At 39.6% G+C, this 15,464-nt stretch carries 7 protein-coding genes; 5 read left to right on the top strand and 2 right to left on the bottom strand.

The window, feature by feature from the left end:
• The first annotated feature begins 16 nt into the window (after positions 1-16).
• The 3 genes from I2I13_RS20690 to I2I13_RS20680 all read left to right on the top strand — a co-directional run bounded on the left by I2I13_RS20690 (position 17) and on the right by I2I13_RS20680 (position 7,900).
• Positions 17-1,090, top strand: a complete 1,074-nt coding sequence (locus tag I2I13_RS20690; protein ID WP_195650396.1) for a cellulase family glycosylhydrolase — start codon at positions 17-19, stop codon at positions 1,088-1,090.
• 7 nt (positions 1,091-1,097) lie between these two features.
• On the top strand, positions 1,098-3,623 hold the full coding sequence (locus I2I13_RS20685) for a family 20 glycosylhydrolase (RefSeq protein WP_195650395.1): 2,526 nt from the start codon (positions 1,098-1,100) through the stop codon (positions 3,621-3,623).
• Between the two features lie 248 nt (positions 3,624-3,871).
• Entirely contained in the window at positions 3,872-7,900 is a 4,029-nt protein-coding gene (locus I2I13_RS20680; protein WP_195650394.1) for a hybrid sensor histidine kinase/response regulator transcription factor, read from the top strand.
• 62 nt (positions 7,901-7,962) lie between these two features.
• Here I2I13_RS20680 and I2I13_RS20675 read toward each other — a convergent pair whose 3' ends face one another.
• Complete coding sequence (locus tag I2I13_RS20675) at positions 7,963-9,477, bottom strand: SLC13 family permease (protein WP_195650393.1); 1,515 nt, start codon at positions 9,475-9,477, stop codon at positions 7,963-7,965.
• A gap of 254 nt (positions 9,478-9,731) precedes the next feature.
• Here I2I13_RS20675 and I2I13_RS20670 point away from each other — a divergent pair, with 254 nt between their 5' ends.
• A complete protein-coding gene (locus tag I2I13_RS20670) occupies positions 9,732-11,726 on the top strand; it encodes a glycoside hydrolase family 97 protein (RefSeq protein WP_195650392.1) in 1,995 nt (664 codons plus the stop codon).
• A 154-nt stretch (positions 11,727-11,880) separates the two neighbouring features.
• Here I2I13_RS20670 and I2I13_RS20665 read toward each other — a convergent pair whose 3' ends face one another.
• The gene (locus I2I13_RS20665) at positions 11,881-13,089 is read right to left on the bottom strand and encodes a hexokinase (RefSeq protein WP_195650391.1); all 1,209 of its coding nucleotides are present in this window, start codon (positions 13,087-13,089) and stop codon (positions 11,881-11,883) included.
• Between the two features lie 1,382 nt (positions 13,090-14,471).
• Between I2I13_RS20665 and I2I13_RS20660 the strand changes: the two genes are divergently transcribed.
• Positions 14,472-14,807, top strand: coding sequence for a hypothetical protein (locus tag I2I13_RS20660; protein ID WP_004327208.1), 336 nt, complete (start codon positions 14,472-14,474; stop codon positions 14,805-14,807).
• Positions 14,808-15,464 lie beyond the last annotated feature (657 nt).

Here is a 15,464-nt window from a genome sequence, read left to right as displayed (position 1 = left end):
AAAGTAAAATTCGATTATGAAAAAGATATTACTCTCGTTTTTTATTGGTATTATGTTAATTGCCTGCAGTCAGAAAACAGTCTCTGTTCGTGAAATCTGGACAAAAGAGCAGGCTAATGAATGGTATCAACAATGGGGATGGCTCCGTGGGTGTGATTTTATTCCGAGCACGGCAATCAACCAATTGGAGATGTGGCAGGCTGATACTTTTGATCCGGTGACTATTGACCGTGAACTAGGCTGGGCAGAAGACATCGGAATGAATTGTATGCGTGTATATTTGCACCATCTGGTTTGGGAAACGGATCAGGAAGGTTTTAAGAAACGTCTTAATGAATACCTTACTATTGCCGATAAGCATCATATCTCTACCATCTTTGTCTTTTTGGATGATTGCTGGAATCCTACTTACCAGGCAGGAAAACAACCGGAACCACAACCGGGAGTACATAATTCGGGATGGGCGCGTGATCCGGGGGATCTGTATTATAAAGGTGATACGGCAGTGATACTTCCGGTCTTGGAGAATTATGTGAAAGACATTCTTACCACCTTTAAGGATGATAAGAGAATTGTGTTGTGGGATCTATATAATGAGCCCGGTGGTTCGGGTGGATATAGATACGGTGAAAGAAGTCTGCCGTTATTGCAGAAGATATTTACGTGGGGACGAACGGTTAACCCGTCGCAACCTTTGTCGGCCGGAGTCTGGGATATGAGTTTGACTAATTTGAATAAGTTTCAGTTGGAAAATTCGGACGTGATAACCTATCACACATATGAAGGTTTGGATTCGCATCGACAGCTCATTGACACGTTGAAGCAATATGGGCGTCCGATGATTTGCACGGAATATATGGCACGTACTCAAAACAGTACTTTTCAGGATATCATGCCAATGCTGAAGAAAGAAAATATTGGTGCAATCAACTGGGGACTTGTAGCCGGAAAGACAAATACAATCTTTGCATGGGATACTCCGTTGCCTGACGTAGCTGAACCGTCCTTGTGGTTCCATGATATTTTCCGTGGCGATGGGACACCTTATTCAATAGAAGAAGTGGAATGTATTCGTTCATTAACTAAATAATTCCCTTATGATAACTATGAGGAATATATGGATAATGATGTTGGGGATATGCTTGTTTGGTTGTGGGGCTGGTAAACAGCCCCCTTCCTCACAGCTCTCTTTAACATGGAAACTGGAAAAAGATAGTGTGGAAGCCAGATATTTTAAGAATACATTCTGTTTGACGAATAACGGGAATAAAGCTCTGGCTGATAATTGGGTGATCTATTTTAATCAGACGCCAATTTATTATCAGCAACCTGTTAATGCACCGTTGGAAATTGAATGTATCGGTTCGACTTACTATAAAATGTATCCTACTGAACACTATCAGGCGTTGGCACCGGGTGAAACACTCTCTTTTACTATAATGAGTGAAGGAAATGTGATTAATGTGTCTTCGGTTCCTGAAGGGGCTTATATTGTAGCTACCGATGAAAAAGGGAAAATGTTGCAGCCGCAAAATATTCCGATTGAGATCGGGCTTTTTAGACCCGATGCTCAATGGATTAGTTCGAAGAACAGTTTTCCCTATGCAGATGGAAATTATTTGTATAAGCAGAATGATGATTTCAGCAAGCCTGTAGATTGTGATATGCTTTCTCTCTTTCCTACTCCTAAAAAAGTAGAGAAGACGGGTGGTGTTTCTACTTTCTCTCCAAAGGTCGGTCTGAAGTTTGACGGTGTATTTAAAGAAGAAGCTCTTTTGTTGAAAAAGCAATTGACTTCACTGTTTGGATGTATCGTTTCTGACAAAGGTGAAGAAACAATCATTGAATTGAAGAAAACAGAGCTTCCTGCCACCTGCCAGTATCCCGATGAGTATTACGAAATTGTGATAAAGAATAATCTGCTGACTTTGAAAGCTAATGATGCGCATGGCATATTTAATGCTGGCCAGACATTGGTTGCTTTATTGGATAACATGAAACTAGCTTCCTCTCCGCTTCCTAATCTTCATATTACCGATTATCCGGACATGGGACATCGGGGAATCATGCTGGATGTAGCCCGCAATTTTACAAAGAAGACGGATTTACTGAAACTGATAGATATATTGTCATTCTATAAAATGAATGTACTGCACCTGCATTTGAGTGATGATGAGGCTTGGCGTGTGGAAATACCCGGATTGGAGGAATTGACAGCAACAGCTTCTCTCAGAGGACATACCACAGATGAACAGACATGTCTTTATCCTGCATATGCCTGGGGATGGAATGAGGCAGATACCACCTCATTGGCTAATGGGTATTATTCCCGCAGTGACTTTATGGATATTTTGAAATATGCAAAAGAAAGGCATATCAGGATTATTCCTGAAATAGATATTCCCGGCCATTCACGGGCAGCAATAAAAGCCATGAATGCCCGTCACCGGAAATATATGGGTAAGGATCAGTCGAAAGCGGAAGAATATCTTTTGATTGACTTTGCAGATACTTCCCAATATCTATCGGCACAAAATTTCACAGATAATGTCATTAATGTCGCAATGCCTTCTACATACCGTTTTCTTGAAAAAGTGATTGATGAAATCGGGCGGATGTATCAGGATGCGGGAGTAGAATTGCCTGCTTTCCATGTAGGTGGTGATGAAGTGCCGGAAGGTATTTGGGAAGGTTCCGCTATCTGCTGTACTTTTATGAAAGAACATGGACTGACTAAGATACGGGATTTGAAAGATTATTTTCTGGAGCAAATTCTGGAAATGTTGGATAAACGTAATATACAGGCGGTTGGATGGCAGGATATTGTTATGAATCCGGATAACACCGTGAACGAACACTTCAGAAATAGTAAGGTCTTGAATTATTGCTGGAATACAATTCCGGAACAAGGTGGGGATGAAGTTCCGTATAAGTTAGCAAATGCGGGCTATCCTATTATACTCTGTAATGTGGGTAATTTCTATTTGGATATGGCCTATTGTTATCATGTGGAAGAGCCGGGATTGCGTTGGGGCGGTTACGTAGATGAGTATGTAACGTTTGATATGTTGCCTTTTGATATTTATAAGTCTTTACGGCGGAATTTGAAGGGTGAACCTGTGGATGTAAAAACTGCCTCAAACGGTAAACAACCCTTGACAAAAGAGGGCTGTCAGAATATTAAAGGTTTGTCCGGACAAATCTGGTCGGAGACAATCCGTAGTTTTGAACAGATAGAATATTATCTTTTCCCGAAAGTCTTCGGGCTGGCAGAGCGCGCTTGGAATGCTCAACCATCGTGGGCATTATCTTCGGACAACAAGATATATATGGATGCCAAACGGAAATATAATGCCGGTATTGTAAATTATGAATTGCCTCGTCTGGCAAAGCGGGGAATTAATTTCCGGATATCTCCTCCCGGTATTATTGTAAGGGATGGATTATTACTGGCTAATACAACCAATCCAAATGTGGTAATCCGGTATACCACTGACGGTAATGAGCCTAATGAAAATTCTGTAGTATGGAAAGAACCGATAAAATGCGATGCTCCATTGATAAAGGCTAAAGCTTTTTGTTTAGGGAAAGAAAGCGTAACAATTGTATTGATAAATAAATGATATCTGAATAGAAGGCTATTTTAATAATATTAGGATAGCTTTCTATTTATTTTGTGTGTTTTGGAAACTTTAGGAATATTGAAAACGATATAAATTTCAGGTTCTTCTTTACACTGTTCAATAAACTCCACCTGTATACATGAGGATTAATTTAATTATCAGTTGAAATATAAATACATTTATCATATTGTGTTTTTATTAATTTTTTCATATTTTTGCAGGGAGTTTTTGGAATATTTGTGAAAGGCATGGATAGTTTTATAAAAATGAGAAGGTATTTGTTGTTTATAATCCTTCTCATTAATGGTACTGTAAGCAAGGGGCAGATTTATAAGTACATAGGGCTGGAAGATGGTTTGAACAATCAGAAAATATACCATATCCAGAAAGACCGAAGAGGGTATATGTGGTTCTTGACTCAGGAAGGGGTAGACCGTTATGACGGCAAACATATCAAGCATTACACCTTTTCCGACAACAGCATGAAGTTGGACTCGCGGATTGCCTTGAGCTGGCTTTATATGGACAGAAAGGATAGGTTATGGGTGATTGGTCAAAAAGGGCGTATTTTCAGGTATGATTCACAACATGATAAATTCGAGCTGGCCTACATACATCCGAAGCTGATTAGAAATAAATCTCAGGCATTTCTTAATTACGGTTATCTGGATAAAAATGATCATGTCTGGTTGTGTTATAAAGACACCATTACTTGGTATAATATCCGTACTGGCACAACGCAGGATATGGTAATGCCGGTCCACGGGGAAATAACTGCTATCGAACAGACGGAGGGCAACCATTTCTTTATCGGTACGGGAAGCGGTCTGTTTCATGTTGGAGTAGAAGAGGGGAAACTGAAGTTGGTTTCCGATGAAGTCGTGGAAAGTATAGTTACACCGGTACATGAACTCTATTATCACGCTATTTCAAAACAATTGTTTATAGGAGGCTATAAAGACGGAATACTTGTGTATGATATGGGGGAATCGGGAAAAATCACTTCCTGTCATTCACCAAACAATGTAGAGATTAACCGGATTGTTTCATTGAATGCTCATGAATTGCTAGTGGCTACAGGTGGAAAAGGTGTATATAAATTAGATGTGAATACCTGCCTGAGTGAACCATATATAACGGCTGATTATAGTAGCTATAATGGGATGAATGGAAACAATATCAATGACATTTATGTGGATGAAGAAGAGCGTATCTGGCTTGCTAATTATCCCACTGGTATTACAATCCGTAATAACCGTTATCAGAGTTACGACCTGATAAAACATTCTCTCGGAAACAACCGGTCACTGGTGAACGATCAGGTTCATGATGTGATGGAGGATAGTGACGGCGATCTTTGGTTTGCTACCAGTAATGGTATCAGTCTCTATCAGACCGGTACAAAAGAGTGGCACTCCTTTTTTAGTTCTTTTGATCCGGTACCGGATGATGAGAATCACATCTTCTTAGCACTGTGTGAAGTCTCTCCCGGTGTGATATGGGCTGGTGGTTTTACCTCCAATATTTATAAGATAGAAAAAAAAGGGTTTAAAATAAGTTGTTTTTCTCCTGCTTCTATTGCAGGAATACGCCCCGACCAATATATTTTTGATATTAAAAAGGATTCGAACGGTGATATTTGGTCTGGTGGATATTATAATTTAAAACGTATCAATCTTGAGACTAAAAGTGTACGTTTGTATCCGGGGGTAAGTTCCATCACCACCATTCTGGAGAAAGATGCCCGGCAGATGTGGATTGGTACGAGAATGGGGCTTTATCAGCTTGATAAGAAATCTGGAGTTTACCAATATATTGACTTGCCTATTGAGTCTCTTTACATATGTGCATTATACCAGAGGGAAAACGGCATCCTGTATATTGGTACCCGTGGAGCCGGACTTCTAGTTTATGATAGCAATGAAGGGAAATTTATTCATCAGTATCGGGCTGACAACTGTGCGCTGATTTCCGACAATATTTATACGATTCTTCCACGTCAGGACGGCAGCCTCCTGATGGGAACGGAGAACGGTATTACAATCTATTCACCCAATGAACACTCCTTCCGCAACTGGACGCGGGAGCAGGGGTTGATGAGTGTCAATTTTAATGCAGGCTCTGCCACCGCCTACAGTAGTAGTACGCTTGTTTTTGGCGGTAATGACGGTGCTATCAGGTTCCCGACAGACATACAGATACCGGAGCCGCATTATTCACGTCTGTTGCTGCGTGATTTTATGATAGCCTATCATCCTGTTTATCCGGGTGATGACGGATCTCCCTTAAAGCAGGATATTGACGAAACCGAGCAGCTTGAATTAGCCTACGGACAGAATACTTTCTCTCTTGATGTAGCTTCTATTAATTATGATTATCCGTCCAATATTCTTTATTCATGGAAAATTGACGGTTATCATAAAGAATGGAGCCGTCCGAGCCATGATAACCGGATTCTTGTCAGAAATTTGCCTCCCGGCAGTTATACTTTACAAATTCGTGCCATATCCAATGAGGAGAAATATAAGACTTATGAGACGAGGAGCATTCAGATCATTATTACACCTCCGGTATGGGCCAGTATGTGGGCCATGGTGGGGTATGCAATTCTATTGGTGTTGGTTATGATTATCATATTCCGTATTATCATGTTGCACAAACAAAAGAAGATATCGGATGAGAAAACACGGTTCTTTATTAATACGGCCCATGACATACGTACACCGCTTACATTGATAAAAGCACCGTTGGAGGAAGTTGTAGAAAATCATATGGTGACTGATAAGGCATTACCTCATATAAATATGGCTCTTAGGAATGTGAATACATTGCTTCAACTGACGACCAACCTGATAAACTTTGAGCGGATAGATATTTACTCTTCTACCCTTTATGTATCAGAGTATGAGCTGAACTCTTATATGAATGATGTTTGCGCTACTTTCCGCAAATATGCCGAAATGAAACATATCAAATTTGTTTATGAAAGTAACTTTGACTATTTAAATGTGTGGTTTGATAGTGACAAGATGGGATCTATTCTAAAAAATATTTTGTCCAATGCATTGAAATACACGCCGGAAAATGGCAGTGTGTGTATTTGTGCTTACGAGGAAGGAACCACTTGGAGTATCGAAGTGAAAGATACAGGAATTGGTATTCCTTCATGTGAGCAGAAGAAATTATTCAGGAACTATTTTAGAGGTAGCAATGTTGTCAATCTGAAAGTAACGGGTAGTGGAATCGGGCTTATGTTAGTATATAAACTGGTCCGGTTGCATAAGGGAAAGATTCAGATTCAAAGTGCCGAACAACAGGGTACTTGTGTCCGGATAACTTTTCTGAAAGGAAATAAACATTTCCATAAGGCTAAATTCATTTCCCCTAAAGAGGTGGATGAATGTCCGGAAGTTACCATGTCGGGTGAGGCTCCGGATTTGCCGGTCATGAAATCTCCACAGATGAACAATTCTTCGCAACGTGTTTTGATAGTGGAAGATAATGATGATTTGCGCAATTATCTTGTTGATATGCTTGCCGTGAGTTATTACGTTCAGTCTTGTTCCAATGGAAAGGATGCACTTGTCATTATACGGGAATTTAATCCGGATCTCGTCATATCTGATATAATGATGCCCGAAATGAGTGGGGATGAGCTATGTTCAACTATAAAGAGTGATATTGAGATGTCCCATATTCCAGTCATTTTGCTGACCGCACTAGGGGATGAAAAAGATATACTCGGAGGACTGGAAATCGGAGCAGATGCTTATATCACCAAACCTTTTAGTGTGGGAATACTTAAGGTTACTATTAAAAACATACTTGCGAATCGTGCATTGCTCCGTCAAGTTTATAATAGTATTGAAGATGAAGAGAAGGATTTACCAGCTAATTGCGCTAATACCTTGGATTGGAAATTTATAGCTTCAGTTAAGGAATGTATAGAGAAGAACATGGGAGATCCGGGCTTTAATGTGGAGATGCTTAGCAGTCATCATCATATGAGTCGTACAAGTTTCTTTAATAAATTAAAAGCGTTGACCGGTTATGCTCCGGCTGATTATATCCGGATGATACGTTTGCAACATGCTGCACAGTTGTTAAAACAGGGTGAACATACAGTAACGGAGGTTTCTGATATTGTTGGATTCTCGGATGTGAAATACTTCCGGGAGGTATTTAAGAAGTATTACGATGTAAGCCCAAGCAAGTATGCAGAGTCGGGAAAGGAGGGAGCTTCTTCGACGACCAATTTTCGAAACGAGACAGATTAACCAAAAAGCCCTGTAAGAATGTTTTCTTCTCACAGGGCTTGTCTTTATGGGAAAGGAATTATTTATAGTAATTTGTTGGAGCCAAGTATAATCAGCATGGTATATCCCAGTATTAGTCCGATGATTCCCATAATTATGCCGACTTTTTCCATATCTTTTTGCTGAATCATACCCGTGGCATGTGCCAGTGCGTTGGGAGGGGTACTGATGGGTAATATCATTGCTAATGATGATCCGATTGCTACCCCGATCAATAAAGTTTCTACCCCACCTAATGAAGACAGGTTTTCGCGCATGCTGCTTCCTGCAATAGCAAGAATAGGGACGAGCAATGCCGCAGTAGCCGTATGTGAGATGAAGTTTGCCATGGCATAACAAATCAGTCCGGAGCCGACAATCATTAGTACAGGAGGCCATGTGTTGAAGGGGATAGCTTCAATCATATGTTTGGCCAGTCCTGTTTCCTGTAAGGCAACACCCAGTGCGAATCCACCGGCTACCATCCAGAGCACACTCCAACTGATTTCTTCCAGGTCACGTTTGGTGATAACCCCTGTTATACAGAATACGGCTACCGGAATCATGGCTACTACATTGGAATTCACTCCTGTCACTTTGTCAAACATCCATAGGACGACAGTGATAGCAAAAGTGATATAAACCACAATGGAACGCCAGTCTTTTTTTGCTTCACCTTCAATTTGTAATTCGATATTTTTTTGTTTAAAAGGGAATAGTCTTAAGAGAATAAACCACGCAATAAATAATACAATAATGGTATAAGGCAACATAAAACTCATCCACTCTCCGAAACCGATGTTTAAGTTTAGCCCTTCCGGGTCATTCAGGTATTTTAAAGCAATGGCGTTGGGTGGAGTGCCGATAGGAGTTCCCATACCGCCTACATTGGCAGCTACAGGAATAGCCATGGCCAGACCTATTTTTCCTTTACCGTCTGCTGGCAGTGCTTTTAACACAGGAGTAAGGAAAGTGAGCATCATGGCAGCTGTAGCCGTATTGCTAAGGAACATTGAAAAGGCTGCTGTAACGAGAATGAATCCTAATAGTACATAGCGTGACTGTGTTCCGAAAGGTCGCAGCATGACGCGTGCCAACAATACGTCCAGTCCGCTTTTGGTTGCTGCGATGGCAAGTATGAACCCACCTATAAATAGCATAATGATAGGATCGGCAAAGCAGTGCATAATGGATTTATACTTGACTGTCTGCCCTAACTTATCAGCTGAAATATTTTGTGTGAGGAACCATAAGCTACTGTCGGAAACGGTGAGTAATAGTAATACAACAATCAATACGGAAGTTGTCCATGCAGGGACAGCTTCGAATACCCACATCAGTGTGGCAAAAATAAAGATGGAAATAAGTCTTTGTTCTATGACGGTTAATCCTTCTATTCCAAATGTGTCAATAGGGAGGAGCCATAAAATAAGGGAGAGGGTAATAGCTACGGTTAACTTAATGCATCGGGTTACTGTCTGATTTTTTGCCAACCGTTTGGCTTTTTTCAAATCCTGATAAGCCTCTACTAGATGGAAGCCGTGAAAAATTTTGTACATAATACTAGGTTAAGATAAAATTTAAAAAAACGGTGCAAAAATAACTTTTTATTCCATATTTAGTTATTAGGAGATGATTTTTTTCTTTATTTTTTCTAGCTAAAGTGTCTTTGGAGATATCGGAAAGGAAAAAGGTCGGAAATAATACCGGTCTTTTTTATCTCTGTTTTTTAGTTTTCATATAGGTTACTATAATATATTATTTTATTTTTGTATTGTCCTTCTATAATTTGATAACTACTATAATTAAAGCCATGAAAAAACTGAAGATTTTATTATTTCTATGTGTTGTCGCATGTACGCTTACGGTACAAGCACAAAAACAATTTACCTTGAACTCTCCGGATGGGAAACTCCAAACAACTATTACCGTCGGTGATAAGTTGACTTATGACATCCATTGTGACGGACGTCAGATACTGGCTTCTTCTCCGATTTCGATGACATTGGATAATGGAGAAGTTTGGGGAGAGAAAGCAAAGTTGGCCGGCACTTCCGGGAAAAAAGTAGATCAGATGGTTCCTTCTCCTTTCTATCGCGCCAACGAGCTAAGAGATTACTATAATGAACTGACTCTCCGGTTTAAGAAAGATTGGAACGTAGAGTTTCGTGCTTACAATGATGGTATTGCATATCGCTTTGTCAGCCGGTCGAAGAAACCTTTCAATGTAGTGGATGAAACTGTAGATTACCGTTTCCCGTCCGATATGGTAGCCTCTGTTCCGTATGTAAAAGCGGGGAAAGACGGTGATTACGAATCCCAATATTTCAATTCTTTCGAGAACACTTATACTACTGATCGATTATCGAAACTGAATAAAAAACGTTTGATGTTTCTGCCGTTAGTAGTGGATGCTGGTGAAGGTGTCAAGATTTGTATCACAGAATCCGGTTTGGAGAATTATCCCGGTCTCTATTTATCTGCTGCTGAAGGGGAAAAACGATTGACGGGTAAATTCGCCCCCTATCCCAAGAAGACAGTGCAGGGCGGACACAATCAACTTCAGATGTTGGTGAAAGAGCGTGAAGCTTACATTGCCAAAGTAGATAAACCCCGAAGTTTTCCATGGCGAATGAGCATTGTTACCACTTCCGATAAAGATTTGGCGGCAAGCAACTTGAGCTATTTGTTGGCTGCTCCTTCCCGTCTGACGGATATTTCATGGATCAAACCCGGTAAAGTGGCATGGGATTGGTGGAATAACTGGAACTTGGATGGCGTTGATTTTATCACCGGAGTAAATAATCCGACTTATAAAGCATATATTGATTTCGCTTCTGCAAACGGAATAGAATATGTAATCCTTGATGAAGGTTGGGCAGTCAACCTGCAGGCGGATTTGATGCAAGTAGTAAAAGATATTAATCTGAAAGAACTGGTAGATTATGCAGCTTCCAAAAATGTAGGTATCATTCTTTGGGCTGGTTATTATGCCTTCGATCGTGATATGGAGAACGTTTGCCGTTATTTTGCCGACATGGGAGTCAAAGGCTTTAAGGTCGATTTTATGGATCGTGACGATCAGTATATGACAGCATTCAATTATCGGGCTGCCGAAATGTGTGCTAAATATAAATTGATTCTCGATTTGCATGGAACGCATAAACCGGCCGGCTTGAATCGTACTTATCCGAATGTGTTGAACTTTGAAGGGGTTAATGGCTTGGAACAGATGAAATGGAGTCCGGCTTCGGTCGATCAGGTGAAGTATGACGTACTGTTGCCTTTCACCCGTCAGGTTTCCGGTCCGATGGATTACACCCAAGGCGCGATGCGTAATGCTTCGAAAGGCAACTATTATCCTTGTAACTCGGAACCTATGAGCCAGGGAACTCGCTGTCGCCAACTTGCTCTGTATGTGGTATTCGAGTCTCCTTTCAATATGCTGTGCGATGCGCCAAGCAACTATATGCGCGAACCGGAATCAACCGAATTTATTGCCAATATTCCGACCGTATGGGATGAAAGTATCGTGCTTGATGGCAAAATGGGAGAGTACATCGTAACGGCGCGCCGGGCAGGAAATGTCTGGTATGTAGGTGGAATTACCGATTGGACGGCACGTGACATTGAAGTAGATTGTTCCTTCTTGGGCGACAAGACATACGATGCTACATTATTTAAGGATGGAGTGAATGCCCACCGGGTTGGACGTGATTATAAATGTGAATCTTTCCGGATAAAGAATGACAGTAAGTTGAAGATTCATTTGGCACCCGGAGGTGGTTTTGCACTGAAGATCAAATAATAGGTACTTTAGGTTCTATATTCTATCTAAATATTGAACCGGATTTAATAAGTTTGAAATAGGTTCGATGCTGTATCAGTAAATTTGATACAGCATCGAATTTTTATGAACAGGCCGATTGAGGACCTGCCGTGCAATGACAAATTGGAACGTGTCAGGATAATGCCGCAATACCTGTTCCTATCAGATTGGCATTATTCATACTTTTTATGTCGATCTCTACGTCTTCCAAACCAAATAAACTGAAGAGTTCCCGTAATTTCTCCATGACAATCATATTATAGTTTTTATCTTTTCTGTTCTTGCTCCAAAAAAGACTTCCTTCGGCAACCAGGCAAATTCTCCTTATCTCCTTATTGTATGACTTTAGCAACATGATAAGCCCTGTAAGTGAAGCTGCAACCAATTGCGCCGATCTGCCATATATCCACTGTGCCACCTGCACATACACATCTTTATAAATATCGGGATAGTTCATGATAGAGGTAAGCTTTTGTGCATCGAATTTTTCTTCAAATTCTTCCAGAGGAAAAGTCGCTTTTAGAATGTCTCCCAAGTACATGCCGGATACAGCTTTCTCGAAACGTTGTCTTCCCGGATTGTCGGAGATTACATCTACCGTATTATCTACTGCGGTGAGGAATGGCGGATGAAAGTTCCCCGACTCCAGATTAACAGGAATCAAGCCATCGACCTTATGTGACGGGCTTAACTTCTTAATTTTGTCAGCCGGAATAAAAGTAGCCATATTGGTGCCTGTTCCCACAATCAGACCTATATATGCATCGTAACTGCTGTCGGTAAGTCCTGCAAATAAACTGGCTACGGTGTCATTAAGCACTTTTATATTCGTAAACTTGATTTTATTTCTTTCGTTTAGATAGTCCAGTAAAGGCTTCCCTACCACTTCTCCGATCATCTCTTTTATGTCAACTCCTTTTGTCCAACGTAAGAGTTTGGCATCTCCGCTTGGCACAGACTCTGTCGGATAAGAAAAGCAATATCCGATTGGCATTTCTTTCTCCCGTTTTATTCCGGTAATCATGTCTGCCAATTCTTTGAATAACTCCTCGCGGGTATAGCCGGGAGATTTCATAACCGACATGTCTTTCTTCCAACCATTGTTGGGGTGAATGGTTGGAGGAACTTTACTGAAGTCAACGATTGCCACCCGATAATTGGTTCCTCCCAAATCAAGCACTAACGATTTACCATTAATACTACTTGCTTTCGGAGTGATAAAAGTTGGAATGCATTGTATCTCTGCATTTTCTGTGTTCAATCCCTCTTCTACTTTTGCTTTGAATGAACGGGCAATTTCTTTGAGTTGCTCATTATCTAACTGAAAAATATTCTTCTCCATGATATTGACTTTTATTGTGTATACTATGATATATATGAATAACAACTGAAAAGGAATTTTGCTCGGTCGGTATACGGTATATGGATTCGGCCGGATTCCTGATTTATCTCTTTCTTTTTTGCTCTTTCCTAAAAAATGACCTTTCGTTGAATTCAGCCTTCCTGCAAATGATTTTTCATTTTCATTTCTCATATTCTCATGAGCGATATGGTAATTAATTGTAAATCAATTATATAATGATATGAGAAATAAACTGTAGAATGGTATTTCTCATAGTATTTCCATCATTTAGACCTAAAAATAATGCATTTCTCATAGGTTTTAAATTATTTCTCATCTTATTCTCATATTCCTTTTATCTATTTTGCTCATTTCTCATGCATGATGGCTGTAGCTTTTTCCGGACTATCGCCGGACTTGCGATTATTCCTTTCCTTATGTCGTTTATTAATCAACTTCCTATTGTTTACTGCTTTCCTGTGTATCATTCACCTTATATCTTTATGTTTTTCCTTAATCATTTTCATTCCTTCCTACTACTATCTGTATCGTTCCACTCCAGTGAACAGGCTTGTGCACTAGAGTGAAAAGAACCGTCCACTCGAGTGGAACGATCTGTTCACTGGAGTGGAACGATACAGATGCAGGTAGGAAAATATACAAATGTCCGCTCTATATACTTTCAATAAGCACTGGTAATATATTGTAAAGCAGTGTATAGTCTGGTATTCTACTTGGTCTTTAGCTTAGAATCTGGCTTGATAATTTATAGGATAAATGGTTAAAATACTATGAGAAATACCTTGAAAAGGTATGAGAAATGCGTTGTTTTATGGACAAAATGCTGGTAATACTATGAGAAATGCTATTTTCTATTTTATTTCTCATAGTGTTATGTCTTTGATTTACAGGATATTATTATGTGCGTTATGAGAACATGAGAAATGAAAATGAAAAATCGTTTCTAGTAGAATGTCAGATTCGTGTTTTTTTATATGATATAGACTAGATTAATTGATAAAGCATATTTTTTTCTGTCAAAATTGTTTGTTTAATAGATATTTATTTCTACTTTTGTCATAGTTTACTTTCGAGCGAAGGAAGTAGCTTTTTAATAATTTTATTGAGAACGGTTATTTATTATATATCTCTCCAAAAGAATCCGCTAATTTTTTTCCTGGGGATTGTAATAAGTGTCGGGTCTCACGCATCTTTTGTATATATACTTTGTTATATACTCAATTGGGCGTGGGGCTATCACTTATGCATCTGGGAAGGGTCTTAGCGGATACCATTTGGAGGGCGTAAGTAGATAGTTCCCACGTTCTCTTTTTATATAAACCTCGCACCACCGGGAACTGATGTGGTAATTCATATAAACTATGTGCGGAGACTTTAATCGTATCATCATTCAGCTATCGCAGCATCCTGTTGTGAACAAATCTTTCTCTGATTTAACCTGTACCGAATGCGAACAGGCATATGTCTTGATAAATGAATTGATTAGTTTATCAGTAGAAGAAGATTATACCCTATTGGATTATATTCAGATGGCACGCCTGAAGTATTATCTCGGTGAGCTTTCTTGCAAGATATATTCTGTAAAGGAAGATGCCGCCCTTCATTATGGTAGCGCCCTTCATTTATTGGAGAAAGGCGGTCTCGATCTGAGCCTAAAGAAATGGATTGAACTTGTCAGCCTGCGTATGGAGGAATAAATCGTCGTTGCATTTCAATTCTGCATTTCCTGACGTATGTTTGCCTCATTTCTTTTTGCATATACTTGATTGAATAATCCTGTATATGCAAAAATCATCATGTCTTATAATCCGGTTTTGGTATATTTTATATGGCACTTCTCTTTTCTCTTATGATTTTCTTCTTAATTTATCTTTGCCTTACGCTCGCCCGCTCGCGTGTGATATAATAATGTATAGTTCTCTTCTTGTTTCCGCGCACGATCTACCCGTGCTTAAAAAATATGTTCTACAACATCGTTATGCATCAGCACTTTAGCAAATGTATTCAAAAATAATTAGAAAAAATAGTTTGATATATTTGGAGTGTATACGAAAAGGGCGTACTTTTGCACCCGCTTTCCAAGAGAAGAAAGCCTTGATAAATTGACTTAGTGAAAAAGTGGAATTATACTTAAAGAAAAGAACAAAAAACTTCCGAAAAAGTTTGGATTATAATAAATAAAGTTCTTATCTTTGCAGTCCGATTCGCAAAGAAAATTGGCAAGAGTTATTCTTTCATACATTCTTTCCCTTTCGCATAGAGAGCCCCAGAGAAATCGAGTAAAAAGAAAAACTGAAAAAAAACTTCCGAAAAAGTTTGGTAGTTAAAAATAAAGCCCTTACCTTTGCACCCGC

This window comes from Bacteroides sp. D55t1_190419_B8, assembly GCF_015558905.1.
In the GTDB taxonomy this organism is placed as follows: Bacteria; Bacteroidota; Bacteroidia; order Bacteroidales; family Bacteroidaceae; genus Bacteroides; species Bacteroides vicugnae.
The sequence above is the reverse complement of the archived record's forward strand: the minus strand, read 5'-3'. Positions and strand labels throughout refer to the sequence as shown.